Here is a 25,213-nt window from a genome sequence, read left to right as displayed (position 1 = left end):
CGCTCCTCGCTCCGGTGCTCCCACACCGCCGACCGTCCGTCGTCCTCGGCCCGGGCACGCTCGTCGGCCCGGCGGGAGCCCTCCCCCACACGCGGCCGCCGCGCCCCCCACCGCGGCGGCCGCTCCTCCCCCAGGAGCGCACCTCCATGGCCCGTACGCTGAACCAGCCCGCGCACAAGCGCCGGCGCAGCACCCTTCCGGCCCTCGCCGCCGGTGCCACCGCCCTCGCCCTCGCCGGCAGCGGCCTCGCCCTCTTCGCCGGCGGCGCCAGCGCGGCCGCCGGCAACCTGGTCTCCAACGGCGGCTTCGACTCCGGTTCGACCGCCGGCTGGGTCTGTACCGGCGCCGCGGGCACCGTCTCCACTCCGGTCCACTCCGGCACCGGCGCGCTGCAGGCCACGCCGGGCGCCGCGGACACCGCCGAGTGCACCCAGACCATCAGCGTGCTGCCCAACACCAGCTACACCCTGAGCGCCTGGGTCCAGGGCCCGTACGTCTACCTCGGCGCGCGCGGCACCGGCGGCACCGACCCGAGCAGCTGGTCCAACCAGAACAGCTGGAACCAGCTCTCCTCCACCTTCACCACCGGCGCGAACGTCAAGAACGTCACGCTGTTCGTGCACGGCTGGTACGGCCAGAGCGCCTACCTCGCGGACGACATCACGCTGAGCGGCCCCGGCGGCACCTCCACGCCGAGCCCGACCGCGACGCCCACGGCCACGCCGACCGCCACCGCGTCGCCCACGGCCACCGCTACGCCGACCGCGACCGCCACCCCCACGGCGACCGCCACCCCGACCCAGACCGCCACGCCGACGCCCACGGCGACCGCGACCACCACCGCCCCGCCGGTCACCGGCCTGCCGAAGCATGTGGTCACCGGCTACTGGCACAACTTCGACAACGGCGCGACCGTCCAGAAGCTGAGCGACGTCCAGAGCGCCTACGACATCATCGCGGTCTCCTTCGCCGACGCCGTGCCGACCAGGGGCGGGGCGATCAGCTTCACCCTCGACCCGGGGCTCGCCAAGGCCCTCGGCGGCTACACCGACGCGCAGTTCCGCGCCGACCTGAAGGCCAAGCAGGCGGCCGGCAAGAAGGTCGTCCTCTCGATCGGCGGCCAGAACGGCGCGATCAGCGTGGGTGACGCCGCCGCGGCGGCCGCGTTCACCGACAGCGCCTACGCGATCATCAAGGACTACGGCTTCGACGGCATCGACGTCGACCTGGAGAACGGCGTCAACCCGACCTACCTCGGGAACGCGCTGCACAGCCTGCAGGCCAAGGTCGGCTCGAACTTCATCCTGACGATGGCCCCGGAGACCATCGGGATGTACAGCACCGCCGGTGCCTACTTCCAACTGGCGCTGAACACCAAGGACATCCTGACCGTCGTCAACACCCAGTTCTACAACTCGGGCGGCATGAACGGCTGCGACGGCAAGGTCTACAACCAGGGCACCATCGACTTCATCACCGCACAGGTCTGCACCCAGATCCAGGGCGGCCTGCGGCCCGACCAGGTCGGCATCGGCGTCCCGGCCTCCAGCAAGGCGGCCGGCGGCGGCTACGTCTCGCCGACCGTGGTGAACAACGCGCTGGACTGCCTGGCCACCGGCAAGAACTGCGGCAGCTTCGTCCCGCCGGCCAAGTGGCCCACCATCCGCGGCGCGATGACCTGGTCCACCAACTGGGACGCCAACAACGGGAACGCCTTCTCCAACGCGGTCGGCCCGTTCGTCCACCAGATGCCGTAACTCCCCCCGGCGCGCCGCTCCTTGAGGGTGGGGCTCGCGCGCCGACGGCGGGGCCCGTCGTACCGGACCGGTACGGCGGGCCCCGCTCGTCCCCCCTCCTCCTACTGCAGCAGGACCGCGGCCAGGGTGCCGAGCAGCAGGAACGGGCCCATCGGCAGCTCCAGCCCGCGCACCGGCCGCCGCCGCGCCAGGGCCGCCACCGCCCGGACCACCGCCCAGAGCCCGGCCAGCACCGAGGCCGCGAAGAGCCCGGTGAACGCGGCCGACCAGCCGTACCGGCCGAGCAGCGCGCCCAGGCCGAGCGCCAGCACGGTGTCCCCCGGGCCCATCAGACCGATCCAGCCGGGCAGTTCGAACAGCGCGGCGGCGGCGAGCGCCACCAGCAGACAGCGCAGCAGCACACCCGGACTGCCGGCCGCCAGCTCCACCACCACCAGCAGCGCGGCCAGGCCGGCCGCCAGCGCCCAGCTCAGCGGGTACGGCAGCCGCCGCACCCGGGCGTCGGTGAAGCCGAGCACCACGCCCGGGCCGGCCGCCCAGAGCAGCAGCACCGCGTCGGCCGGGTGCGCCGCCGACAGCGCGGCCGCCGCCACCGCGACGGTCACCGCCTCCACCTGCCAGGCCCCCGGCCCCAGCCGCTCCCGGCAGCCCGGGCAGCGCCCGCCGGGCGGCAGACCGCGCAACCGCCGCTCGCACGCCGGGCACCGGGTGCACCACGGCCCGCCCTCCGGCACGGCGTAACGCACCACCAGACCCCGCAGCGCGGGCGCCACCAGCAGGCCGCCCAGCACCGCCCCGAGCACGGCCGCGATCACGGCGCCCCCTCTCGTCCACCGTCGGTCACTGTCCTCGGGCACCGGTACGGTTCCCCGGGAACCGCCCGGCACTCGCCGGCGTCCGACCTCGCGGCGCCACATCCGCATTCCGGCGCCGCACCGACCACATCATCCACGGGGACCCACTGTGACCAACACTCAGAACGCGCTGCGCGCCGCCGTCCCGCTCGCCGCGCTGGCGCTGCTGCTGACCGCCTGCGGGCCGGAGAACGAGGACCCGGCCGCGGGCGCGGCGGGCGCCGCGGGCGCGAGCGCCGCCGCCACCACCGCGCCGGGCGCCACCGGGGCCCCGTCGGCCACCGGCGGCTCCGCCGGCACCGCGGGCACCAGCGGTACGGCCGGCACGGCCGGCACGGCGGGCGCCGGCGGCAACACGCCGAACGCCGTCCCGTCCGCCGCCACCAGCGGGAACCCGATCGGCGGCGCCGGCGGCGGCGCCGGCAGCGGGAAGATCGGCTACGACAACCCGCTGGCGACCACCGCCACCGGCAGCTACCTGGGCAAGACCAAGGCCGACGTCACCCCGGTCTCGGTGGTCAAGGGCACCGCGGCCGAGGTCGCGCCGTACAACTTCAAGCCGGCCGAGCTCGACGGCAAGACGCCGTACTACGTGACCGTCTCGTTCACCAACCGCACCGGTGGCCCGCTCACCGACGAGTACTTCATGATGCGGTTCAAGGTGAAGTCGGACACCGCCGCCACCGGCGGGGTGCTGCCCGCGCCGACCGTCCTGAAGTCGATCCCGCAGTGCGACTCCGGCAAGAAGCCCGGCACCCTGGCGGACGGCCAGACCCAGCAGCAGTGTGCGGTCTATCTCGTTCCGACCAACACCCCGCCGAAGTTCCTCGTCTTCGGCAGCGTTCTGGACACCGAGCCCCTGATCTGGAAGGCCGGCTGACAGCTCCGCCTGCCGTTCGAAGGGGGCCTTTGAGGGCGGTCCGGCGCGTGTCCCCGCACACGCGCCGGACCGGCCCGGGATACCCCTAAAGTAGGCAGGCATGCAGGTCATCCAGTCCAGCAAGCTCGCCAACGTCTGCTACGACATCCGCGGCCCGGTGCTCGACGAGGCGATGCGGCTGGAGGAGCAGGGCCACCGCATCCTGAAGCTCAACACCGGCAACCCCGCCGTGTTCGGCTTCGACGCGCCCCCGGAGATCCTCCAGGACATCCTGCGCAACCTCTCCTCCGCGCACGGGTACGGCGACTCCAAGGGCCTGCTCGCCGCCCGCCGGGCCGTGGTGATGCACTACGAGGAGCGCGGGCTGCACGGCCTCACCGTCGAGGACGTCTTCCTCGGCAACGGCGTCTCCGAGCTGATCCAGCTGGCGATGACCGCCCTGCTCGACGACGGCGACGAGGTGCTCGTCCCGGCGCCGGACTACCCGCTCTGGACCGCCTCCGTCTCGCTGGCCGGCGGCACCGCCGTGCACTACCGCTGCGACGAGCAGTCCGAGTGGTACCCGGACCTGGCCGACATCGAGGCCAAGGTCACCGACCGGACCAGGGCGATCGTGGTGATCAACCCGAACAACCCGACCGGCGCGGTCTACCCGCGCGAGGTCCTGGAGGGCCTGGTCGAGATCGGCCGCCGGCACAAGCTGGTGGTCTACGCGGACGAGATCTACGACAAGATCCTCTACGACGACGCCGAGCACGTCCCGCTGGCCACGCTGGCCCCCGACCTGTTCTGCGTCACCTTCAACGGGCTCTCCAAGGCGTACCGGGTGGCGGGCTTCCGCTCCGGCTGGATGGTGCTCTCCGGCGACCGGCAACGCGCCCGCAGCTACATCGAGGGCCTGACCGTGCTCGCCTCGATGCGCCTGTGCGCCAACATGCCGGCCCAGCACGCGGTGGCCGCGGCGCTCGGCGGCCGACAGTCGATCAAGGACCTGGTGCTGCCCGGCGGCCGGCTGCTGGAGTCCCGGGACGCCGCGTACCGGCTGCTCAACGAGATCCCGGGGGTCAGCTGCGTCAAGCCGAAGGGCGCGCTCTACGCGTTCCCCCGGCTGGACCCGAAGGTCTACAAGATCAAGGACGACGCCCAGATGGTGCTGGACCTGCTGCGCGCCGAACGCATCCTGCTGGTCCAGGGGACCGGCTTCAACTGGCCCGAGCCGGACCACTTCCGCCTGGTCACGCTGCCCCGGGCGGAGGAGATCACCGACGCCGTCACCCGGATCGGCGACTTCCTCGGCGGCTACACCCAGCCGTAGCGGGCCCGGACGGTCAGGCCGTCGCGGTCAGGCCGTCGCGGTCAGGCCGGTCCGGCTGGCCGTCGCGGTCCGGTCCGGTCCGGTCCGGTCCGGTCCGGTCCGGGAAAAGCTACGGCCGGAGTCCCGGTCCGGACGATCTCCTTGGTCGGGGAAAGATCGTCCGCGGAACTCCGGCCGTCCTGTCGCTCGGTGGGTGCGCGATTCGTGCCACGCACCCACCACTACTCGCCGGGCTGAGGCTCAGGCTCAGCCGAGGCGGGCGACCAGGTCTCGGTACTCGTCCCACAGCTCGGTGGGCGTGTGGGAGCCGAAGAGCTCCAGGTGGGCCGGGACGAGCGCGGCCTCCTGACGCCAGATGTCGGCGTCCACGGTGAACAGCAGCTCCCGGTCGGCCTCGGAGAGGTCCAGGCCGTCCAGGTCGAAGCCCTCGACGGTCGGCAGCACGCCGATCGGGGTCTCGACGCCCTCGCCGGTGCCCTGCAGGCGCTCGACGATCCACTTCAGCACGCGGCTGTTCTCGCCGTAGCCGGGCCAGACGAACGAGCCCTCGCTGTTCTTGCGGAACCAGTTCACGTAGTAGATCTTCGGCAGCTTGGCGGCGTCCGCCTGGGCGCCGACCTTCAGCCAGTGGGCGAAGTAGTCGCCCATGTTGTAGCCGCAGAACGGCAGCATCGCGAACGGGTCGCGGCGCAGCTCGCCGACGGTGCCCTCGGCGGCGGCGGTCTTCTCGGAGGCGATGTTCGCGCCCAGGAAGACGCCGTGCTGCCAGTCGAAGGACTCCGTCACCAGCGGGACGGCGGTGGCGCGGCGGCCGCCGAACAGGATCGCCGAGATCGGCACGCCCGCCGGGTCCTCCCACTCGGGGGCGATGGTCGGGCACTGCGCGGCCGGGACGGCGAACCGGGCGTTGGGGTGGGCGGCCGGGGTGCCGGACTCCGGCGTCCAGTCGTTGCCGCGCCAGTCGGTGAGGTGCGCCGGGGGCTCCTCGGTCAGGCCCTCCCACCAGACGTCGCCGTCGTCGGTCAGCGCGACGTTGGTGTAGACGGTGTTGCCCCAGAGGGTCTCGATGGCGTTGGCGTTGGTGTCGACGCCGGTGCCGGGCGCGACGCCGAAGAAGCCGGCCTCGGGGTTGATGGCGTAGAGCCGGCCGTCGGCGCCGAAGCGCATCCAGGCGATGTCGTCGCCGATCGTCTCGACCTTCCAGCCCGGGATGGTGGGCTGGAGCATGGCGAGGTTGGTCTTGCCGCAGGCGGAGGGGAAGGCCGCCGCGACGTACGTGGCCTCGCCGGTCGGCGGGGTGAGCTTGAGGACGAGCATGTGCTCGGCCAGCCAGCCCTCGTCACGCGCCATCGTGGAGGCGATCCGCAGCGCGTAGCACTTCTTGCCGAGCAGGGCGTTGCCGCCGTAGCCGGAGCCGAAGGACCAGATCTCGCGGGTCTCCGGGAAGTGCGAGATGTACTTGGTGCTGTTGCACGGCCAGGCGACGTCCGCCTCGCCCTCGGCGAGCGGCGCGCCGACGGTGTGCACGGCCTTGACGAACTCGCCGTCCTCGCCCAGCTGGTCGATCACGGCCTGGCCCATGCGGGTCATCACGCGCATCGACACGGCGACGTAGGCGGAGTCGGTGATCTCGACGCCGTACGCGGCCAGCGGGGAGCCGACCGGGCCCATCGAGAAGGGCACGACGTACATCGTGCGCCCCTTCATCGAGCCGCGGAAGAGACCGTTCTCGCCCTGGAAGACCTCCCGCATCTCGGCGGGGGCCTTCCAGTTGTTGGTCGGACCGGCGTCCTTCTCCTGCTCGGAGCAGATGTAGGTGCGGTCCTCGACGCGCGCCACGTCCGTGGGGTCCGAGGCGGCGTAGTAGGAGTTGGGGCGCTTCTTCTCGTCGAGCTTCCTGAAGGTGCCCTGAGCGACCAGCAGGTCCGCGAGGCGCTGGTACTCCTCCTCGGACCCGTCACACCACTCGATGCGGGCCGGCTGGGTGAGCTCGGCGATCTCGCTCACCCAGGCCAGCAGGCGCTTGTGACGGGTGGGCGCGGATGCGCTGAGAGCGAGGTTCTCGTACGACACGATCGCTCCGTTTCACGCCATCTCGGCACGGAGACGGCGTAGCGGGGGTTTGAGGGTGCTTGCAGCGTAGCTCCGGCCTCAAGCCCAGAACACGGCGCAACGGTGAAATTGACTCATCTTTTACTACATTCAGTCTGATTACTTGTTGGTAATCCGGCTCCTTCGGCCGACCCGAGCCCGACCCGACCGACCCCCGAACACTCCAAAACGTCCAAGTAGTGATGAGGACCACTTCCTACGCGTCAGTAACCTACGGAGCCGTAGGTAGCAGGTAGCATGCTGCCCATGACTGCTGAGCTCCTGGAGAGCACGGAGCGCGTGGAGATCAAGCCGCGTTGGCGCGGCTGGCTGCACGCCGGGATGTTCCCCGCCACGGTGGCCGCCGGGATCGTGCTGATCTGCCTGGCCGACTCCACGCCCGCCAAGATCGCCTGCGCGATCTACTCGGTCAGCGCCTGGCTGCTGTTCGGGGTCAGCGCGGTCTACCACCGCTTCACCTGGGGGCCGCGCGGCGACGCCGTGCTGCGCCGCCTCGACCACGCGAACATCTTCTTGATCATCGCGGGCACCTACACCCCGTTCACCATCCTGCTGCTGGACGGCGCCGCGCAGCAGGTGCTGCTCTGGGCGGTCTGGGGCGGTGCGCTGGCGGGGATAGCGTTCCGGGTGTTCTGGGTGGGCGCGCCGCGCTGGCTGTACACGCCGGTGTACATCGCGCTGGGCTGGGCCGCCGCCTTCTTCCTGCCGGACTTCCTGCGCACCGGCGGGGTCGCGGTGCTGGTGCTGATGATCGTCGGCGGGGTGCTCTACAGCGTCGGCGGCGTGGTGTACGGGCTCAAGCGGCCCAACCCCTCACCGCGCTGGTTCGGCTTCCACGAGGTGTTCCACGCCTTCACCCTCGGAGCCTTCATCGTGCAATACGTCGGTGTCTCACTGGTGGCGTACAGCGCGACCCGCTGAACCCGGCGCCCCACGACGGGCGGTCGGCCGGTCCAGTGACCGGGCGGCCGCCCGTTCCGCTGTCCACTCCGGACCCGGCCGGCCCGGCCGGCGGTCCCCGCGCTCGTGCGCCGCGCCGTCGTGCCCCGGGCGCTCGTACGCCGGGCGCTCGCCCCCCGGACGCTCCCGTGCGGCGCGCTCGCGGGCCGCACGGTCGTGACTCGGAAGCTCGGCGGCCGAGTGGTCGGGGCCCGCGAGCCCGGGGGCCCGACGTTCCGGCGCCGGGAACCCGCGCACCGGGTACTCGCGGCCGGGGTGCTCGCGGATCAGCTGCTCACGCACCCCGTACGGACGGGAGCCGGCCTGCCGCGCGTCCAGCGCCTCGCGCGCCCGGCGGCAGCGCTCGCAGTGCGCCGGGTCCGGCCGGCCGCGCCCCGGGCGGTGCCGGCGCGCCGGACGGCGCTCGCGCGGCCCGGCCTGCTGGTGCAGCTGCTGCCAGCGCCGGCCGACGTACACCATGAGCAGCAGCACCTCGACCCCGGCGACCCCCAGCACCAGGACGGCACCGTTGATCAGGTAGGCCGCGACCACGGCCAGCGCGGACCCCACCACCACCGCCGCACCCCAGATCTGGGCGCTCGACTCCCTGCCGGCCATTCGACTCCCCTTCCTGCGCCGGGCACGTGGTCGGCTCCTGCCGCCCCACCCCTTCTCGCTCTCGGCACGCTTCGGCCAGCACTGACCGATTGCCACATCCTATCTACCGTCAGTCACCCGAGGCCGCCCCGGGGCGGCGAACGCCAGATCAACGTTGCGTCAATTCCTTGTGCGGGAAGCACACTTCCAGGACACGTCACGGTGGGTCACGACTACCCGCGGGGGCGCGCGACATTGACGGCCGCCCTCTTTTGGAAGTTACTGTCATTTGACAGTCACTTCCCCGAAAGCTCCGGAGGCCGCCGTGACCCCTCCCGCCGTACCCGCCCCGCCCGCTCCGCCCGGCCCCGATCCGCGGCGCTGGCTGGCGCTGGTCGCCGTCGCGCTGAGCGTCCTGGTCATCAGCTTCGACATGACGATCCTCAACGTGGCCCTGCCGACCCTGGCCTCCCAGCTGCGGGCCACCACCGGCCAGCAGCAGTGGATCGTCGACTCCTACACGGTGGTCTTCGCCGCCGCGATGCTCCCGGCCGGCCTGCTCGGGGACCGCTTCGGCCGCCGCCGCACCCTCACCACCGGCCTCGCCCTGTTCGGCCTCGCCTCCGCGGTCGGCATGCTCGCCGACAGCCCCGGCACCCTGGTCGCCGCCCGTGCGGCGATGGGTCTGGCCGGCGCCCTGGTGATGCCGATGTCCCTGGCGGTGATCCCCGGTCTGTTCCCGGCCGGCGAGCAGCGCCGCGCCACCGCGATCCTCTCCGCCGCGCTCGCCGCCGGGACCCCGCTCGGCCCGCTGATCGGCGGCTTCCTGCTGCAGCACTTCTGGTGGGGCGCGATCTTCGTGATCAACGTCCCGCTGACGGTGATCGGCATCGTCGCCTGCGTCCTGCTGCTGCCGGAGACCCGCAACCCCGCCGCACCCCGGATCGACGTGCTCGCCACCGTCCTCGGCGCGGGCGGTCTGGCCGCACTGACGTACGGCATCATCGAGGGCCCCGAACGCGGCTGGGCCGACCCGCTGGTGATCGGCATGATCGGCGGCTCGCTGGTCGCCCTCACCGTCCTGGTGCTGCGCAGCCGCCACCAGCACGCCCCGATGCTCGACCTCACCCTGCTCGCGGACCCGACCTTCCGCTGGGCCGCGGGGGCCGCCACGCTGGTCTCCCTGGTGCTCTTCGGCGCCTTCTTCGTCCTGCCGCTGTACTTCCAGAGCGTGCTGGGCGCGGACGCCTTCGGCACCGGTCTGCGGCTGATGCCGATGATGGTCGGGCTGATGGTGGCCGCCAAGCTCAGCGAGGGGCTGGTCGCCCGGATCGGCCCCCGGTCGGTGATCGCCCTCGGGCTCACCTCGCTGGCCGCCGCCCTGCTGCTCGGCAGCCGCACCTCCGTCTTGGACGGCTACGGCCTGGCGGCCGTCTGGCTCACCCTGCTCGGCCTGGGCATGGGCCTCTCGCTGATCACCGCCCAGGCCTCCGCCCTGCTCACCCTGCCGCCGGCCCGGGCCGGGGTCGGCTCCGGCCTGATGCAGACGCTGCGCCAGGTCGGCGGCGCGATCGGGGTCGCCGTCTTCGGCAGCATGCTGGCCGACTCCTACCGCGGTGCGCTGGACACCGCCGCGCTCCCGGCCGAGGCCGCGCACCGGGCCGGGCAGTCGGTGGTCGCCGCCGACGCGGTGGCCGCCGCCTCCGGGGACGGCGCCCTGACCGTCTCCGCCCACGCCGCATACGTGCACGGGATGACGCTCGTCCTGCTCGTCTCCGGGGTGATCGCCCTGCTCTCGGCGGTGCTGGTCGCCCTGCGGATGCCGACCGCCGAACCGCGCCCGGGCACCGGCGCCGGTCCCGCCCCGGAGACCACCGCCGTCCCCGCCGCCGATCACGGATAATCGAAGGTATGAGCGCAACGCGGCCGACCACGGCGCCCCCGGCAGACCCGGCCCACCCGGTCCGGGCGATGCTGGAGGCGCCGCTGTCGCTGCGCGAACGGAAGAAGCTGAGGACCCGCCGGACGATCCGCCGCGAGGCGTACCGGCTGATGGCCGCGCAGGGCTACGAGAACACCACCGTGGAGCAGATCGCGGCCGCGGCCGAGGTCTCGCAGTCCACCTTCTTCCGGTACTTCGCCACCAAGGAGGACCTCGTCCTCACCGACGAGTACGACCCGGCGATCGTCAGCGCGCTGCTCGCCCGCCCCGCTGACGAACCGTTTCTCCGCTCCTGCCGCGAAGCCATCGTCGGCCTGATCCGCGAACTGATCCAGGACGAACGCGACGAGCTGCTCACCCGCCTGCGGCTGATCCACGACGTCCCCGCGCTGCGCGCCAGGATGCGCGAGAACGCCAACGACCCGCAGCGCCTCTACCTCGCCGTCCTGACCCGGCGCCGGGGCGTCGAGGAGCCGACCTTCGAGATGCGGGTCACCGCGGCCGCCCTGGGAGCGGCGACCGGCGAGACCGTCCTGCGGTGGGCCGAGAGCAACGGCGAGCTGGACATCGCCGACCTGGTCGACCACACCTTCGCCGTGCTGGAGCGCGGCTTCACCGACCTCTAGGGCCGCACCGGCGAAGCCGCGACGGGGCCCGGCCGCCGAGCCGGACCCCGCCGCTCACCCGATGGACGCGCTCTCCGACGGACTCGTCGTCCGGCTGACCCGCTACCCGACGGACCCGCCATCCGGTGGACCCGCTACCCGATGGACGCGCTAGCCGCGCCGGGCGCCCGCCCGTCGCCGCAGGGCGAGGCCCGCGCCCACCAGCGCCGTGGCCCCCAGGGCCGCCGCCGCCGCCGTGACGGCCGGCAGCGTGCCGCCGTCCGCCGCGGCCGCCCCCTGCCCGGTGGCGTCCGGCTGGTAGCCGCCGCCCTTGCCGGCCCGGTCGTACGCCGAGCCGGGCAGTTTGTCCCCGTACCGCTGGTGGACCAGCCGCTGGTAGGCCGCCAGACTCACCCCGGACCCGCCCACCGAACGCCGCGCCTCGTCGTCCAGCGGCAGCACCCGGCCGTCCCGCAGCACGTACCAGGCGTTGAGCTGCGGTTCGCGGAACGGCGTCCCGCCACCGCCGGCCGCCGCCCGCGCCGCGTAGTCGGTCTCGTCGCCGCCCGAGGCGATGTTGACCACCCGCCAGCCGTCGCCCTGTTTGACCGTCCAGACCGAGGCCACCTGGCCGTCCGCCGAGACGGCCTTGCTGGCGGTGTACTCGGCCGTCGCGACCGGTGCGCCCGGGGCGCCGGCCACGAAGCCGGCGTCCAGGGTGTAGACCGGCACGGTGTCGCCCGAGAGGCTCGGCGCGGCCGCGCTCGCCGCCCGCGCCTCCTCGGCCGCGCCGATGGTGAGCTGCTGGGTCGGCGGGACGCCCTTGCGGGCGAAGAAGTGGCCCAACCGGTCCAGGACGGCCGGGTCCTGGACCGCGCCCCGGGCCTGCGCGAGGTCGGCGGCGGTGACCGGGGCGGGGGTGCCCGCGGGGCTGTCCGCGGCGGTGTCCGCCTGGGCGGCCGGGGTGACGGCCAGACCGAGGCCGGCGGCGAGCAGGACGGCGACGGCCGCGTTACGGATGCTGGTCATGGCCGCCCTCACGCGCCGATCCGGTACAGGGAATGGGTCCAGGAGAACGTGCCGTTGGACACGTAGTAGGTGAAGTCCGCCCAGTTGTAGCGGGTGTTGGAGGGCCACGGGTCGCCCCAGTACACCCAGTTGCTGCCGGTGTCGTAGCCGTAGACCACGTGCATGTGGCCACCGCCGGAGCTCCACTGGATCCGGGTCTCGATCGGCCGGTCGGCGTTCACCTCGGTCTGCACCGTGCTGTAGCGCAGGTACCCGGTGACGTACGAGCCGGGGTTGATGCCGATTCGGCTGAGACCGTTCTGCACGTCGCCCAGCGTGGCCTGGCTGTTGGGGCAGCTGGAGTTGGACGAGCGGCCGAACGCGGCGTTGCAGAACTGGTTCTGGCTGTAGTCGTACCCGAACCAGGTGGCGATGGTGTTGCCGCTCGCCGCCCAGCACCAGTTGGTCTGCTGTTGCTGCTGCATGGTGATGTTGAGCTTCTTGAACGTGCCGGCCAGATCGGCCGTACTGCCCGGCGCCGCGGCCGGACGAACCTGGACGGACGCACCGGTGGGGGCCGGCGCGGCCGAGGCGGGGCTGGTCGCCGCGACGCTGAGCGCCGGGCCGAGCACGCCCAGCGCGAGCGCCGCGACGGCGCGGCGCGGACGTATCCGTGGAACTGGCATGGGGGAGTTTCTCCTTGCACGACAGAGGAGTGGGGGTTCCGTCTGGGTGCGGTCCGGATCGCGCCACCGAGCATCGCCCCGTTGACAGAAGCAGGTCAACGGCCTTCACAGCACGCGGAACGCGGTGTGAACGGCCCGGCCCAGGTGTGAACGCCGCCCCGCAAACGCCCGCGCGGCAGGCCCGGACCGGTGACAAACGGCCTTCCACATGTGAATATTCACGACCAGCCGGTGTCCGCCCTGCCCGCCCACCGAGGAGGCCGCCATGCAGCGGAGCGACCAGGCCGACCTCGCCACCGCGCTGCGCACCGGCCCGTTCCACGTGGCCCTGCGCACCGCCATCGCCGCCCGGGGCCTCGCCCTGCACCGGATCCGCCGGCACCTCGCCCTGCGCGGCATCGACATCGGGGTCACCAGCCTCAGCTACTGGCAGCAGGGCCGCCGCCGGCCCGACCGGCCCGAATCGCTGCGCGCGGTCCGGGCCCTGGAGGAGGTGCTGGAACTCCCCGAGCACTCCCTCACCCGGCTGCTCGGCCCCCGCCGGGCCACCCCCGCCGAGCAGGCCGGCCCGCCCGTGCGCCCCTACCGGGACCTCATCTCCCCGGCCGCCGCCGTCGACGACCTGCTCGCCGAGCTCTCCGGCCCGCGCGACACCGGGCTGCACACCATCACCCACATCGAGCGGATCCGGATCGGCGCCGACCGCCAACTGCTGCGCCGGGACTCCCAGCACGCGCTGCGCGCCCACCGCGAAGGCATCGACCGCTACCTGGCCATCTACCAGGGGGACCCGGGCTGCGACATCGCCCGGGTCGGCGTGCGCGCCGAGGAGAACTGCCGCCCCGGCCGGATCCGCCGCGACCAGGCCCATCACCTGCTGGTCGCCGAGCTCCTCCTCGACCGCCGCCTCCGGGCCGGCGACACCCACCTGCTGGGCTACGGCTTCGACGCCAGCCCGTCACCCACGCCCGGCTGCGAGTACGTCCGAGGCTTCAACTCCGGCGCCGGCCAGTACGTCCTTCAGGTCACCTTCCACCCCGCCGCCCTGCCCGTCCGCTGCCACCGCTTCGCCCTCCGCTCCCCCGGCGAGAAGCCTTACGAGACGGAGGAGTTGACCCTCGACGGCCACCACTGCGTGCACCTGGTGGCGACGGCTCTCCAGCCCTGCCTGCTCGGCGTCCGGTGGGACTGGGAGTAGCCCGCCCCCGCGCCGTGGACGGGCCGCCCGCCGGTCACGCCCGGACGCCGAACCGTCGGACAGGGACGCCCGCCGCTCAACCCGGGAAGCCGACCGTCAGGCAGTCCTCCACCGGGCGGTAGCCGAGCTGCCGGTAGATCGAGTTGCTGGTCGGGTTGGCCAGATCGGTGAACAGCAGCACCTCGGCCGCCCCCTGCGCGAGCGCGTGCGCCGAGGCGGCCGCGGTGACGCCGCTCGCGTAGCCGCGGCCGCGCCGCTCGGGCGGGGTGTAGACCGGCCCGATCCGCGACATGCCGGCGATCACCGGGCTGTTCCCGGCCATCGCGACCGGGGCGCCGCCGTCCTCCCAGACGTGGAGCAGCCCGGCGGCGATCCGGTCGTCCACCGTGTCCCGGGCGTTGGGGAGTTCGATGACGACCTCGGCCCCGAAGGCCCCGTACCAGTCGACCAGCAGCTCGCGGTCGGCCGGAGCGCAGACCCGGGGGCGGCCGGCCGGCGGGCGCGGCGGGCCGGTCAGCCCGTCGAGCCGGTAGAGCCGCTGACGGGAGCGCGCGCACGCGGTGGCGCCGGTCGCGGCCTGCCAAGCGGCGGCGAACGCGTGGACCGCCGACTCGCCACCGGAGACCGCCGTGACCTCGGTGAAGTCCGGCCCCGCCGCGGCCAGTTCGACGGCGAGCTCGGCCGCCGCCCGGTCCGGCATCACGCCGAGGCGCGGCTCGAACGGCGGGGTCCGCAGGAACGCGCCCTCGACCGGGCCGCGCGGCTCACGGCTCCACCACCCGAAGACCGGCGTCTGCGGGCCGAAGGCGTGCGGCCCGCGCCCGACCAGCCGGTCGCTCACGGTGAGCAGGACGGTGTTCTCGGCCGGGCGGGCGCGGAGGAAGCCGCCCGCCCGCGCGAGGAAGTCGTCCAGGGACGTGGCCAGGGTCCAGGTCATGGGCGATTCTCGCCCGGCCGCCCGGCCGGGCACAACTGGATTCAGCTCGCCGGGTCGTCCAACTCGACCAGGACGCCCAGTCGTTCGGCCAGCACCGCCGGGTCGGTGGTCGGTGCGTCGCAGGCGAAGTGCCGGCAGATGTACGCGGCGGGTGCGCCGCCCACCAGCGGCCGGTCCGCCAGCAGCGGCACCTCGTCGGCGTCCGGCGCGCCGACCGCGACCACCGCGCCGGGCGCGGTGCCCAGCAGCGCCGCCCGGTGCAGCGCGGCCGTCGCCGGATCCCCGGCCGATCCGACCACGGCCACCTCGCGCGGGCCGTCCACCAGCGCCTCGGCCACCGCCAGGCCCCAGCCGATGAACCGGGGCGCCCGGCCGGCCAGTGCCCCGACGATGCCGAGCGCCCGCTCGGCGGCCGTGCGGTGGCGCGCCGACCCGGTGTAGGCGGCGTACGTCAGCAGCGCGCCGGCCGCGGCCGTCCAGCCGGACGGGGTGGCGTTGTCCGTCGGGTCCTGGGGCCGCCGGATCAGCTCCTCGGCGTCGTCGGCGGTGTCGTACAGCGCGCCGGACGCCTCGTCGGCGAAGTGCTTGAGCACGGTGTCCAGCAGCCCGTCGGCCAGCTCCAGCCACTCGGCCTCACCGGTGACGGCGTACAGCGCGAGGAAGCCCTCGGCGGTGTCCGCGTAGTCCTCCAGGACGCCCGCGTGGGCACCGGCCCGGCCGTCCCGGGAGGTGCGCAGCAGCCGGCCGTCCGGCGTGAGGTGGACCGCCAGCAGCAGGTCGGCGGCGCGTTCGGCGGCCTCGACCAGGTCGGGCCGCTCCAGCAGCGCGCCGGTCTCGGCGAGCGCGGCGACGGCCAGCCCGTTCCAGGCGGCGACCACCTTGTCGTCCCGGGCGGGCGCCGGCCGCTCGGCCCGCGCCGCGAAGAGCCTCGCCCGGATCCGCTCGGCCGCCTCGGCGTCCGGCGGGTCGGCCGGCAGCTGCAGCACCGAGGAGCCGTGCTCGAACGTCCCCGTCGCGGTGACCTCGTAGAGCTCCGCCGCGAGGGCCGCGTCCGCCTCCCCCAGCACCTCGGCGAGCTGCCCCGGCGTCCAGGCGTAGTACGCGCCCTCGACCGAGGCGCCGCTCCCGTCCAGGCTGTCGGCGTCCAGCGCCGAGGCGAACGCCCCTTCGGGGGTGCGCAGTTCACGCAGCAGGAAGTCGGCTGTGGAGAGCGCCACCCGGCGGGCGAGCGGGGAGCCGGTGGCCCGCCACAGGTGCAGGTACGCGCGGAGCAGCAGCGCGTTGTCGTACAGCATCTTCTCGAAGTGCGGGACGACCCAGTCGGCGTCCACCGCGTACCGGGCGAAGCCGCCGCCGAGCTGGTCGTGGATGCCGCCGCGGGCCATCGCCGCGGCGGTCCGGACGGCCATCTCAAGCGCGGCCGCCGAGCCGGTCCGGGCGTGGTGGCGCAGCAGGAACTCGATCACCATGGCCGGCGGGAACTTGGGCGCCCCGCCGAAGCCGCCGCGCCGGGCGTCGAAGTCCCGGCCGAGCGCGACCAGCGCCTCGTGCAGCTCGGCCTCCCCCGGCGGCCGGTGGACCCCGCTGCCGACCCCGTACACCGAGGCCCGCTCGGCCAGGTCGGCCCGGATCCGGGCGGCGACCTCGCCGACCTCCTCGCGCCGGTCCCGCCAGGCCGCGTCGACGCCCTCCAGGACCTGCCGGAAGGACGGCATCCCGTGCCGGGGCTCCGGCGGGAAGTACGTCCCGAAGTAGAACGGGTCCTTGTCGGGCGTGAGGAAGACCGTCATCGGCCAGCCACCCTGCCCGGTGGCCGCCTGCACCGCCTCCATGTAGACCGCGTCGACGTCCGGCCGCTCCTCGCGGTCGACCTTCACCGCGACGAACCGCTCGTTGGCGTACGCGGCCAGCGCCTCGTCCTCGAAGGATTCGTGGGCCATCACGTGGCACCAGTGGCAGGCCGCGTACCCGACCGACAGCAGCACCGGCACGCCGCGCCGCTCCGCCTCCGCGAACGCCTCGGGGCCCCAGGGCCACCAGTCGACCGGGTTGTCGGCGTGCTGCAGCAGATAGGGCGAGGTCGCACCGGCGAGACGATTCACGCCGCCACCCTACTCATGGCAGGCGACGGGACAGCTGTCGAAACGGCGGCCCGGTGCGCCCGAGTGCGGGCGGTGCGGTCCGGCGGTGGTCGAGCGTCCTGGTCGCGAAGGCCCGGGACGCGGGGGCTGCCCGGGGACGGCTGCTCGGCGTCCGGCCGCTGCCGCAGCTGATCCGACGCGCACCCGTCGGGTGTTCGCCCCGTCGATCCGGGGCGGGAGGCGGCGTTGAACCGGCGCGCCGCCCCGGGCCGTTGAGTCGAGGCGGACGGCGGGGGCGATGCGGTGACAGGAGGCAATGGCGTGACGGGCGACCACACGGTCATCGAACGGGTGCGGCGGCTGGACCGGGAGGCGGACTGGGACCGCGCCCCGGTGTACGGGCCCGTCTCGCCGCCACAGGAGCCCGAGCGGCGCCGGCCGCTGGACGCCACGGGCACGATGGCCGTGCTCCCGGAGGCCGCTCCCCTCGCCGCCCCGCCCCAGCCGGCGGCACAGCCGGCCCAAGCTGTGCCGGGGGTCGGCGCGCCCGTCGCCCGGCGAGGCCTGCGCGGGATCGGCCTCGGCGCCGGGCTCGGCCTGGGCCGGGTCGATCGGGAACGGCTGGAGGCCGTCGTCCGCACCCCGCTGCACCGCTCCTACCGGATCGCGGTCGTCGGCCTCAAGGGCGGTGTGGGCAAGACCTCCGTGACGCTGGCGCTCGGCTCCGTGCTCGCCGAGACGCGGTCCGACAAGGTGATCGCCGTCGACGCCAATCCGGATACCGGCACCCTGAGCGGGCGGGTTCACCGGGAGACCACGGCCACCGTCCAGGACCTGCTGGTCGCCGCTCCCTCGATCACCGGCTACATGGACATCCGCCGCTTCACCTCGCTGACCCCCAGCGGTCTGGAGGTGCTGGGCAACGACCCGGACCCGGCGGTCGCCACCGCCTTGGGCGGCGAGGACTACCAGCGGCTGGTCGACCTGCTCGCCCGCCAGTACCCGATCGTCCTCAGTGACTGCGGCACCGGCCTGCTGCACGGCGCCACGCGCGCCGTGCTCGACCTCGCCGACCAGTTGGTCATCGCCGCCACCGCCAGCCTCGACGGCGCGAGCGGCGCCGACGCCACCCTGGAGTGGCTGCACGCGAACGGTTACGGGCCGCTGGCGCGGCGCAGCGTGACCGTGGTCTCCGGTGTCCGCGGCACGGGCCGGGTGGTGAAGGCGGAGAACCTGGTGGCGCATTTCGAGAGCCTCTGCCGGGCCGCCGTCGTCCTGCCCTTCGACGAGCACCTGGCCCTCGGCGGGACGTTCGAACCCGCGAAGCTCCGCCACCGGACCCGCCGCGCCCACCTCGAACTCGCCGCCGCGGTCGCCGAGGGGATGAGCCACCCGGGCGCCGCCCTTCCCGCCGGCTAGGGCCTGGGAGGGCCCGTCAGGCCTGCCAGCGCCCGGGGCGCCAGGCGCGGCGGCGGCCGGCCGCGCAGACCAGTGCGGTGCCGGTGACCAGGGCGACGCCGGCGAGGACGGCGCCCGCCGTCACCACCGCCTGGTGCCCGGCGGTGTCCGGCGACGGCGGCCGGAGTGCGGCGACGGTCGGGGCCGGGCGGGGCGACGGCGGGACGGCGGCCGGCGCCGGGGCGCCGACGGCGGCCGCCGGGTCGACCGTGCCGTAGCCCACGCGGGGGTCCGGCAGGGCGGTGCCCGGGTGGTAGGCGGTGGACGTCAGACGGTCCTTCAGCCCGGCCGGCCCGAGGTCGGGCCGGTAGCCGAGGACCAGGGCGGCGGTGCCGGCCACCACGGCGGCGGCGAAGCTGGGCCCCGAGCCGGTGAAGTAACCCTTGCCGCCGGGCCCGACGCTCATCATGGCGCCCCCCGGGGCCACCAGGTCGATCCGCCCGGCCCCGCCGCCCGGGGCACCGGAACCGCCGGAAGTGCCGGAGGTGCCGGAGGTGCCCGAGCCGACGCCGCCCGACCCGCCGGAGTCCGTACCGCCGCCGTTCGGGGCGCCGTTCGGGGCCAGGTCGGACACCGTCAGGACCTCCGCGGGGGCCGGGGCGGACCCGGACCCGCTGCCCTGGTCGGGCCCGGCCGGGGCGACCACCAGAGCCCCCTTGCCGCCTGCGTAGCGGACCGCGCCGGCGAGGTCCTCGTCGCCCGCCGCGACGGGCAGGGCCAGCGCGATCACCCGGGCGCCGCCGTCGGCCGCGTCGCGGATGCCCTTGGCCAGCAGGGCGGCGGTGGTGTTCCCGACGTCATCGGTCACGGCCACGGCCAGGACGCGCGCCTCGGGGGCGATGCCCGCGAAGCCGACGCCGTCGCGCCGGCCGGCCGCGATCAGTCCGGCCAGGAACGTGCCGTGGCCGACGCAGTCGCGGGTGGAGGCGCCCTCGCCGTACTCGCGCGGCCCCGGCACCAGGCGCCCGCCCAGGACGCCGGAGGCCGGGTCCACTCCGGAGCCGACGACGGCGACGGTCACCCCGGCGCCGCGGCCGAGCTGCCAGGCGGTCTCGGGACGCAGGAAGGCCTGCGCCCACGGCATCCGGTCGGTGTCCTTGTCGGAGGGCTTCACGCAGCCGTCCGCGCGGCCCGCGCTCCGGCTCTGCCCGATCACGGGCAGCGACCCCGGCTCGGCGCCGCCGGAGGAGGGCTGACCCGGACGGGCCGTACCCGCCGCGGCGGGAGTGCCGGGGACCGGGGCGCCGGGGACCGGGGCACCGGGTGCGGCGCCGGCCGGGGCGGCCTGCGCCAGCAGGATGCCGAGGCACAGCACAGCGCACACCGCCGGACCGGCCCCCGTCCGCCGCACCCCCGCAGCCGGTCGGATCCGCGCGGCGCGGCGCGCACGGGAGCGAGCGCCGGTCATACAGCCCTCGCCCGCGCCGGCACGGGGATGTCCTGCGGCAGCAGCAGGCTCAGCTCCGAGACGTCGCCGATGTCGAGCCGGGCCAGGCGCCCGGCCTGCCGGGTCACCATCGCCTCCAGCGTCTGCCGGGCGAAGCGGCCGTTGCCGAAGTTGCGGTCGCGCGGGACGGTTTCGCACAGCTGCGCCAGGGCGGCGAGGGTCTCGGGCGCGCAGACGTAGCCGGCCTGCTCGGCCTGCAGGCGGACGATGGTGACGAGTTCGTCCGCGCTGTAGTGGTCGAAGGCGATCTGCTGGGAGAAGCGGGAGGCCAGGCCGGGGTTGGAGGCGAGGAAGCCCTCCATCTCCTCCTGGTAGCCGGCCACGATCACCACGACCTCGTCGCGGTGGTCCTCCATCAGCTTCATCAGGGTGTCCACCGCCTCCTGGCCGAAGTCCCCGCCGGCCCCGTTGCGGGGCGTCAGGGTGTAGGCCTCGTCGATGAACAGCACGCCGCCGCGGGCGCGTTCGAAGGCGTCGCGGGTGAGCTGGGCGGTGTGGCCGATGTAGCGGCCGACGAGGTCGGCGCGGGCGGTCTCGATCAGCTGGCCGCCGGGCAGCACGCCGAGTTCGGCGAGGAGCTCGCCGTACAGGCGGGCGACGGTGGTCTTGCCGGTACCGGGCGGCCCGGCGAAGACCAGGTGGTGGCTGATCTTCGCGGTGGGCAGGCCGGCCTCCTCCCGGCGGCGCACCTGGGTGATGAGGTTGACCAGGTTTTCGACCTGCTCCTTGGCGGCGGCCAGGCCGACCATCGAGCGCAGCTGTTCCAGCAGTTCGGTGCCCCTGCCGCCGTCGGCGCCCGCCGCGCCGGCCTCCGCCCGGGCCGCGGCGGCGGCCTCCGCGCCGAGGTCCTCGGGCAGCAGCAGCGGCAGGTCCGCGTCGGTGACTTCGGCGAGCTCGGCCAGCCGGGACGCCTGGCGGTCCACCATCTCCTCGAACACCTTGCGGGCGGCGCGGCCGTTGCCGAAGTCGGCGCCCTTGGGCATCCGCGTGAAGTGCGTCCCGAGCGCGTCCACGGTGACGGCGTCGAGTTCGTAGCCGTGCGCGGTGGCGGACCGCTCGACGATGGTGACCAGTTCCTCGGGCGAGTAGTTGCGGAAGTCCACGGTGCGGCTGAAACGGGAAGCCAGGCCCGGGTTGGAGGCGAGGAAGTCGCGCATCTCGTCCGAGTACCCGGCGACGATCACCACCACGTCGTCGCGGTGGTCCTCCATCAGCTTGACCAGGGTGTCGATCGCCTCCCGGCCGAAGTCCGGTCCGGTGCCGCCGGAGCCGGCGGACAGCGTGTACGCCTCGTCGACGAACAGCACGCCGCCGAGCGCGGACTGGAAGACCTCGGTGGTCTTGATCGCCGTGCCGCCGATGATCGAGGCGACCAGGTCGGCGCGGGCCACCTCCACCAGGTGGCCGCTGGGCAGCACGCCGAGCTCGGCGAGGATGGCGCCGTAGAGACGGGCGACGGTGGTCTTGCCGGTACCGGGCGGCCCGGCGAAGACCAGGTGGCGGCCCATCGGCAGAGCCGGCATGCCGGCCTGTTCCCGGCGCCGGGCCAGCTTGTTGAGGTTGACCAGGGTGGCCACCTGGTCCTTGACGCCCTCCAGACCGACCAGCGCCTGCAGCGCGGCCTGCGGTCCCTCCGGCTCGGGCGGCGGCGGGGCGGCGGCCGAGTGCCGCGCCGGGTCGGTGGCGTCGTCGCGGTCCCCGGCGCCGGCGCCGTCCTGCGCGCCGGCCGGCCGGACCGCCGCGGGGCCGTCCTCGGCGCCGGCGCTCGCGCTGCCGTGGCTGTCGGCGCGGCCGTTGTCCCGGCTGGTGAGGTCCTGTACCGCCAGCCGGCTGCCGGCCCTGGTCTGGCGCAGCCCCGAGCCGCGGTTGCCGGCGACGGTGCACCCGGTGACCCGGACCGGTTCCTCGGAGTCCACCCGCAGGCCGTCGCCGGCGTTGTCGGTCAGTTCGCAGCCGTTCAGCGCGGCCCGGCTGCCCGCCGCCATCAGCACGCCGTGGCCGCGGTTGCCGTGCACCCGGGCGCGGACCATGGTGAGTTCGCCGCCGTCCTCGACCAGCACGCCGTCGCCGGTCCATTCGGCGATGTCGCAGTCGCGCAGGGAGGCGACGCCGCCGGGGCCGACCTCGACCCCGGCCACCGCGGCGGCCCGGCCGGGGCCGGCGGCCGGGGCACCGCCGCGCACCGTGGAGCCGCCGACCTGGGTGTTGCCGCCGTCGGCGACCCGCAGTGCGGCCCGCCCGGTGGCGGACAGCACGCACGACTCCAGCCGTCCGCGTCCTTCCCGGAACACCTCGACGCCGTGGCCGCGCACCTCCGCGATGTCCAGGCGGCGCAGCAGCGGGTTGGCGCCGTCGCGGACGCTCACCCCGGCCCCGGCCGCGCCGCGCACCTCCAGCCGGTCGAACTCGGCGGCGCTCTCGCCGGTCAGCTCCACTCCCGCCCCGGCGCTGTCGGCGACCGCGGTGCGGGTCAGGGCGGGGCTGGAGGACTCGTCCACCAGGATCCCGGCCAGCTCCGAGGCGGCCACCTCGCACTCCTCGAAGCGGCCGCGGGAGCGGCCGGTGACGTGGATGCCGTGGCCCTTGGTGCGCACCGTGCGGCAGCGCCGCAGCAGCGGGTCGGTGCCGCCGGCCAGCACCACGCCGTGGCCGCGGGTCGAGCTGACGGTGCAGTCCTCCAGCACCACCTGGGCGGCGGAGCTGACGTAGACGCCGATCGAGGTGTCCAGGACGGTGGTGCGCAGCACCCGGGTGGAACTGTTCTCCTCCAGGGCTATGCCGGGCTTGTCGGTGGCGGAGATCTCGCAGTCCTCGATCGAGCCGCGGCCCTCGCCGTTGACGCACACGCCGTTGCCGCGGGCGTCGCGCATGACGCAGCCGCGGACGACGGGGTTGGCGCGTTCGCCGATCACCACGGCGGAGCTGCCGAGGTGTTCGATCACGCAGTCCTCGATGACGCTGGTGCCGGTCGAGGTCTCGACGATGCCGGCCCCGGCGGGGTTGACGACGCGGCAGCCGCGCATCGCCAGCGATCCCTGCTGGCGGGCCAGCACGGCCGTCCAGGAGTTGCCCGCCACCTCGCAGTCCTGGAGGGCGGCCTGGCCGCGCGGGACGTCGACGGTGGGCAGTTCCTCGTCCTGGCCCTGGAGGACCAGGCCGGTGAGCTGGACGGCCTCGGCGACCACCTGCACCACCGCGCCGCGCCGGGGTGAGATGCGCACGCTGCCGCGGGCCTCCTCGGCGGTGATGGTCACCATTTTGGTGATCACCAGGTTCTCCTCGTAACGGCCCGGGCGGACGCTGATGACCGCTCCGCTGCGGGCCGCCTCCAGGGCGGCGCCGATCGTGCGGTAACCGCCGCCGCTCGGTTCCGCGCAGACCGTCAGCACATGGCGGCTCATCGGGCGTTCTCCTCCGTCGTTCGTGGGGCGGTGACGCTGGTCGGGCGGTGGTGCGGGCGGCGGTCGCTGGGCTGCCGGTGGTGCGGGCGGCGGTCGATGGGCCGCCGGTGGTGCGGGCCGCGGGTCAGCCGGTGCAGTTGGCCCTGACCGCGGAGGCGGCGTGGTGGGCGTAGGTCTGGGTGCCGCCCTTCCAGTCGTTGCCGCGGCTGTGGAGCACCACGGCGATCCTTCCGCCGCTGAGCGGGAAGGTGCCCGCGGAGACCCACTGGCCCCGGTGGGCGACCTGGTTCACCTCGAAGGACCTGTCCTGCACGGTGTAGTAGGTCGGGGCGCCGCCGACCGCCTTGATGTCCCCGTCGGGCACGAAGACCGACAGGTTGCAGGTGCCGGTGGTGACCGGGCCGGTGGTGAAGGTCCACACCACCGAGTTGCTCTTGTCGTCGTTCGCGTCGCCGGACATCGGCACCGAGCTGAAGCCACCGCCGCAGCCGTCGCCGGTGTAGCCGCCGGAGTTGCGACGCCAGCCTTCCTGGCCCTTGTCGTACCAGCCGTTCAGCTGCATGGAGGTGGACCCGCCGCAGCCGGGGCCCGCGACGGCGTAGTAGGTCGGCGGCGGGGGCGGGGGCGGCGGGGCCGCCTGCTGGGTGGGCTTGGCCGGGGGCACGGCGGGCTGCTCGGCGGCGGGCGGCTGGGGCTGCGGCGTGCCGGCGGCCTGTCCGGTGGTCTGGGCGGTGCTCTGTCCGGCGCCCTGGGCGGGTGCGGGGGCGCTCGCCGCGGTGCCGGTGGCGGGACGACCGGTGGGCCGTGCGCTCGGGCCCGGGTCGGGGGCCTGGACGGCGTCGGGCAGGGCGGCGGCCCCGGCGGCGGCGGGGACCACGCCGTCCCCGGGTGCCGGGCCGTCGGCCGGCGGGCCGGGCTGCGGGGGCTGGTCGCCGGGCGGGTTACCGGGCGGGTTTCCGGGCGCGTCGGGGCCCGGCACGTAGCCGTCGCCGCCGCCGTCCGGCTGGGAGTACCCGGCGGGCGGCGGGCCGTCGGCGCCGGGGGTGTGGGGGCCGTCCCCGCCGAACCCGGAGAGGGCCAGCGGCACCCCGACCAGCACGAGGCCGGCGATCACCGCGGCGGCCACCATCGACTTGGGGAGGCGGCGTTGGCCGCCCTCCTCCTCGGCCGCTCCCGCCGGTGCGGGCACGGCGCTCACCCCGGCGCGGGCCTGCCCGGGCGCCGCGGCGCCGCTCTCCCCGACCGGGGGCATCGCCCCGGCGGCGCCCACAGCGGCGGGCGCCCGCCGCGCGGGCCCGGCCGCGGCCTCCGCCGGCTGCCCGGCCTCCTCGGCCGGCTCGGGCACCGCCCATGCCACGGCGGGCAGTTGGACGCCCCCGCCCGACGGCTGACTCTCACGTCCGTTGCGCACCTTGCCCACCCGGGCCTCCTGGCTCTCGACAACGACACCCGACCGGGACGGCCCGTCCCGGCCTCAGCGGCCGCCCGACACAGCCGTCCCTTAGGAACTCACGGACGGCGGGGCACGCGGGGTTCAGTCGGTGTCCAGGCGCCAGGCCGGCTCGGCCGGCTGCGGCGGGTGGAGGACGAAGTCGGCCGCCCGCTCCAGGGTCGCCGCATCCGGCTGGGGCCGTGCGTCGCCCCGCTCGCGCAGGTGAGCCAGCAGCCCGGGTTCGGGAGCGATGTCGTACTCCTCCAGGTAGTAGGTGACGGTGTCGGTCCAGATCCACTCGCCGTCGGTGCGGTAGTTCAGCGGGACGGCGCCCTGCCGGGAGGTGTCGAAGATGTCGTCCATGAGCATCGGCGTCATCAACACCTCCGCGCCGGCCCGCAGGTACCCGGCCAGCGCGGCCCGTTCCGTCGCGTCCTCGACCACCGCGCGGTCCGAGAACCCCGGCCCGGTCACCGGGTCGACCATGTCGAACACCGCCGCCAGCCGGAACTCCCCGACATCCTCGTGCTCCTGCTGCTGATCCATGTCCTGCTCCCTCGCTTG

The 25,213-nt window shown here is 74.6% G+C and carries 19 protein-coding genes; 8 read left to right on the top strand and 11 right to left on the bottom strand.

Features of this window, described 5'->3' with window-relative positions; translation table 11 throughout:
- Nucleotides 1-146: 146 nt before the first annotated feature.
- Nucleotides 147-1,757, top strand: a complete 1,611-nt coding sequence (locus tag ACIF6L_RS16920) for a chitinase (RefSeq protein WP_396488608.1) — start codon at nucleotides 147-149, stop codon at nucleotides 1,755-1,757.
- 101 nt (nucleotides 1,758-1,858) lie between these two features.
- Here ACIF6L_RS16920 and ACIF6L_RS16915 read toward each other — a convergent pair whose 3' ends face one another.
- Complete coding sequence (locus tag ACIF6L_RS16915; protein WP_359836770.1) at nucleotides 1,859-2,572, bottom strand: prepilin peptidase; 714 nt, start codon at nucleotides 2,570-2,572, stop codon at nucleotides 1,859-1,861.
- A gap of 148 nt (nucleotides 2,573-2,720) precedes the next feature.
- On the opposite strand from ACIF6L_RS16915, the gene ACIF6L_RS16910 reads away from it, so the two are divergent.
- Entirely contained in the window at nucleotides 2,721-3,491 is a 771-nt protein-coding gene (locus ACIF6L_RS16910) for a hypothetical protein (protein WP_396488610.1), read from the top strand.
- Between the two features lie 100 nt (nucleotides 3,492-3,591).
- Entirely contained in the window at nucleotides 3,592-4,806 is a 1,215-nt protein-coding gene (locus ACIF6L_RS16905; protein ID WP_396488611.1) for a pyridoxal phosphate-dependent aminotransferase, read from the top strand.
- 246 nt (nucleotides 4,807-5,052) lie between these two features.
- Here ACIF6L_RS16905 and ACIF6L_RS16900 read toward each other — a convergent pair whose 3' ends face one another.
- Entirely contained in the window at nucleotides 5,053-6,879 is a 1,827-nt protein-coding gene (locus tag ACIF6L_RS16900) for a phosphoenolpyruvate carboxykinase (GTP) (protein ID WP_329489393.1), read from the bottom strand.
- A 276-nt stretch (nucleotides 6,880-7,155) separates the two neighbouring features.
- Between ACIF6L_RS16900 and ACIF6L_RS16895 the strand changes: the two genes are divergently transcribed.
- Entirely contained in the window at nucleotides 7,156-7,839 is a 684-nt protein-coding gene (locus tag ACIF6L_RS16895; protein WP_359836765.1) for a hemolysin III family protein, read from the top strand.
- Here the strand turns inward: ACIF6L_RS16895 and ACIF6L_RS16890 are convergent.
- Nucleotides 7,810-8,475: a hypothetical protein gene (locus ACIF6L_RS16890; RefSeq protein WP_396488613.1), complete on the bottom strand. Its 666-nt coding sequence runs from the start codon at nucleotides 8,473-8,475 to the stop codon at nucleotides 7,810-7,812. The two genes, ACIF6L_RS16895 and ACIF6L_RS16890, sit on opposite strands and share 30 nt — an antisense overlap.
- 304 nt (nucleotides 8,476-8,779) lie before the next feature.
- Between ACIF6L_RS16890 and ACIF6L_RS16885 the strand changes: the two genes are divergently transcribed.
- Together ACIF6L_RS16885 and ACIF6L_RS16880 are read left to right on the top strand one after the other, a co-directional pair.
- The gene (locus ACIF6L_RS16885; RefSeq protein ID WP_396488615.1) at nucleotides 8,780-10,357 is read left to right on the top strand and encodes an MFS transporter; all 1,578 of its coding nucleotides are present in this window, start codon (nucleotides 8,780-8,782) and stop codon (nucleotides 10,355-10,357) included.
- A gap of 8 nt (nucleotides 10,358-10,365) precedes the next feature.
- The gene (locus tag ACIF6L_RS16880; protein ID WP_396488617.1) at nucleotides 10,366-11,022 is read left to right on the top strand and encodes a TetR family transcriptional regulator; all 657 of its coding nucleotides are present in this window, start codon (nucleotides 10,366-10,368) and stop codon (nucleotides 11,020-11,022) included.
- Between the two features lie 150 nt (nucleotides 11,023-11,172).
- On the opposite strand, the gene ACIF6L_RS16875 is transcribed toward ACIF6L_RS16880, so the two are convergent.
- Nucleotides 11,173-12,030 carry a hypothetical protein gene (locus ACIF6L_RS16875; RefSeq protein WP_396488619.1) on the bottom strand — a complete coding sequence of 286 codons (858 nt, stop codon included), beginning with the start codon at nucleotides 12,028-12,030 and terminating at the stop codon, nucleotides 11,173-11,175.
- Nucleotides 12,031-12,038: 8 nt separating this feature from the next.
- Entirely contained in the window at nucleotides 12,039-12,695 is a 657-nt protein-coding gene (locus tag ACIF6L_RS16870) for a papain-like cysteine protease family protein (protein ID WP_396488620.1), read from the bottom strand.
- Nucleotides 12,696-12,960: 265 nt separating this feature from the next.
- On the opposite strand from ACIF6L_RS16870, the gene ACIF6L_RS16865 reads away from it, so the two are divergent.
- Nucleotides 12,961-13,893: a hypothetical protein gene (locus tag ACIF6L_RS16865; protein WP_359806068.1), complete on the top strand. Its 933-nt coding sequence runs from the start codon at nucleotides 12,961-12,963 to the stop codon at nucleotides 13,891-13,893.
- Nucleotides 13,894-13,969: 76 nt separating this feature from the next.
- Here the strand turns inward: ACIF6L_RS16865 and ACIF6L_RS16860 are convergent, their stop codons facing one another.
- Both ACIF6L_RS16860 and ACIF6L_RS16855 read right to left on the bottom strand, forming a co-directional pair.
- Nucleotides 13,970-14,830 (bottom strand): GNAT family N-acetyltransferase, encoded by an 861-nt coding sequence (locus ACIF6L_RS16860; protein ID WP_396488623.1) that lies wholly within the window; start codon nucleotides 14,828-14,830, stop codon nucleotides 13,970-13,972.
- Between the two features lie 41 nt (nucleotides 14,831-14,871).
- Nucleotides 14,872-16,932, bottom strand: coding sequence for a thioredoxin domain-containing protein (locus ACIF6L_RS16855; RefSeq protein ID WP_396488625.1), 2,061 nt, complete (start codon nucleotides 16,930-16,932; stop codon nucleotides 14,872-14,874).
- A gap of 300 nt (nucleotides 16,933-17,232) precedes the next feature.
- On the opposite strand from ACIF6L_RS16855, the gene ACIF6L_RS16850 reads away from it, so the two are divergent.
- Nucleotides 17,233-18,330 carry a MinD/ParA family protein gene (locus ACIF6L_RS16850; protein WP_396488627.1) on the top strand — a complete coding sequence of 366 codons (1,098 nt, stop codon included), beginning with the start codon at nucleotides 17,233-17,235 and terminating at the stop codon, nucleotides 18,328-18,330.
- Between the two features lie 16 nt (nucleotides 18,331-18,346).
- Here ACIF6L_RS16850 and ACIF6L_RS16845 read toward each other — a convergent pair whose 3' ends face one another.
- The 4 genes from ACIF6L_RS16845 to ACIF6L_RS16830 all read right to left on the bottom strand — a co-directional run bounded on the left by ACIF6L_RS16845 (nucleotide 18,347) and on the right by ACIF6L_RS16830 (nucleotide 25,195).
- Nucleotides 18,347-19,693, bottom strand: a complete 1,347-nt coding sequence (locus ACIF6L_RS16845) for a S8 family serine peptidase (protein ID WP_396488629.1) — start codon at nucleotides 19,691-19,693, stop codon at nucleotides 18,347-18,349.
- 80 nt (nucleotides 19,694-19,773) lie between these two features.
- A complete protein-coding gene (locus ACIF6L_RS16840; RefSeq protein WP_396488630.1) occupies nucleotides 19,774-23,217 on the bottom strand; it encodes a right-handed parallel beta-helix repeat-containing protein in 3,444 nt (1,147 codons plus the stop codon).
- A 124-nt stretch (nucleotides 23,218-23,341) separates the two neighbouring features.
- Nucleotides 23,342-24,628, bottom strand: coding sequence for a hypothetical protein (locus ACIF6L_RS16835; RefSeq protein ID WP_396488632.1), 1,287 nt, complete (start codon nucleotides 24,626-24,628; stop codon nucleotides 23,342-23,344).
- Between the two features lie 123 nt (nucleotides 24,629-24,751).
- The gene (locus tag ACIF6L_RS16830) at nucleotides 24,752-25,195 is read right to left on the bottom strand and encodes a hypothetical protein (RefSeq protein WP_380387469.1); all 444 of its coding nucleotides are present in this window, start codon (nucleotides 25,193-25,195) and stop codon (nucleotides 24,752-24,754) included.
- Between the last annotated feature and the right edge of the window lie 18 nt (nucleotides 25,196-25,213).

It is taken from the genome of Kitasatospora sp. NPDC086009 (assembly GCF_044540385.1).
Taxonomy (GTDB): Bacteria; Actinomycetota; Actinomycetes; order Streptomycetales; family Streptomycetaceae; genus Kitasatospora.
This window is presented reverse-complemented; position numbering and strand designations above follow the sequence as displayed.

Bases quoted from the DNA above. Each gene is read 5' to 3' on its own strand.
- ACIF6L_RS16920 (WP_396488608.1), top strand. From the start codon at position 147: ATGGCCCGTACGCTGAACCAGCCCGCGCACAAGCGCCGGCGCAGCACC.
- ACIF6L_RS16905 (WP_396488611.1), top strand. From the start codon at position 3,592: ATGCAGGTCATCCAGTCCAGCAAGCTCGCCAACGTCTGCTACGACATC.
- ACIF6L_RS16895 (WP_359836765.1), top strand. From the start codon at position 7,156: ATGCTGCCCATGACTGCTGAGCTCCTGGAGAGCACGGAGCGCGTGGAG.
- ACIF6L_RS16890 (WP_396488613.1), bottom strand. From the start codon at position 8,475: ATGGCCGGCAGGGAGTCGAGCGCCCAGATCTGGGGTGCGGCGGTGGTG.
- ACIF6L_RS16880 (WP_396488617.1), top strand. From the start codon at position 10,366: ATGAGCGCAACGCGGCCGACCACGGCGCCCCCGGCAGACCCGGCCCAC.
- ACIF6L_RS16875 (WP_396488619.1), bottom strand. From the start codon at position 12,030: ATGACCAGCATCCGTAACGCGGCCGTCGCCGTCCTGCTCGCCGCCGGC.
- ACIF6L_RS16870 (WP_396488620.1), bottom strand. From the start codon at position 12,695: ATGCCAGTTCCACGGATACGTCCGCGCCGCGCCGTCGCGGCGCTCGCG.
- ACIF6L_RS16865 (WP_359806068.1), top strand. From the start codon at position 12,961: ATGCAGCGGAGCGACCAGGCCGACCTCGCCACCGCGCTGCGCACCGGC.
- ACIF6L_RS16860 (WP_396488623.1), bottom strand. From the start codon at position 14,830: ATGACCTGGACCCTGGCCACGTCCCTGGACGACTTCCTCGCGCGGGCG.
- ACIF6L_RS16840 (WP_396488630.1), bottom strand. From the start codon at position 23,217: ATGAGCCGCCATGTGCTGACGGTCTGCGCGGAACCGAGCGGCGGCGGT.
- ACIF6L_RS16830 (WP_380387469.1), bottom strand. From the start codon at position 25,195: ATGGATCAGCAGCAGGAGCACGAGGATGTCGGGGAGTTCCGGCTGGCG.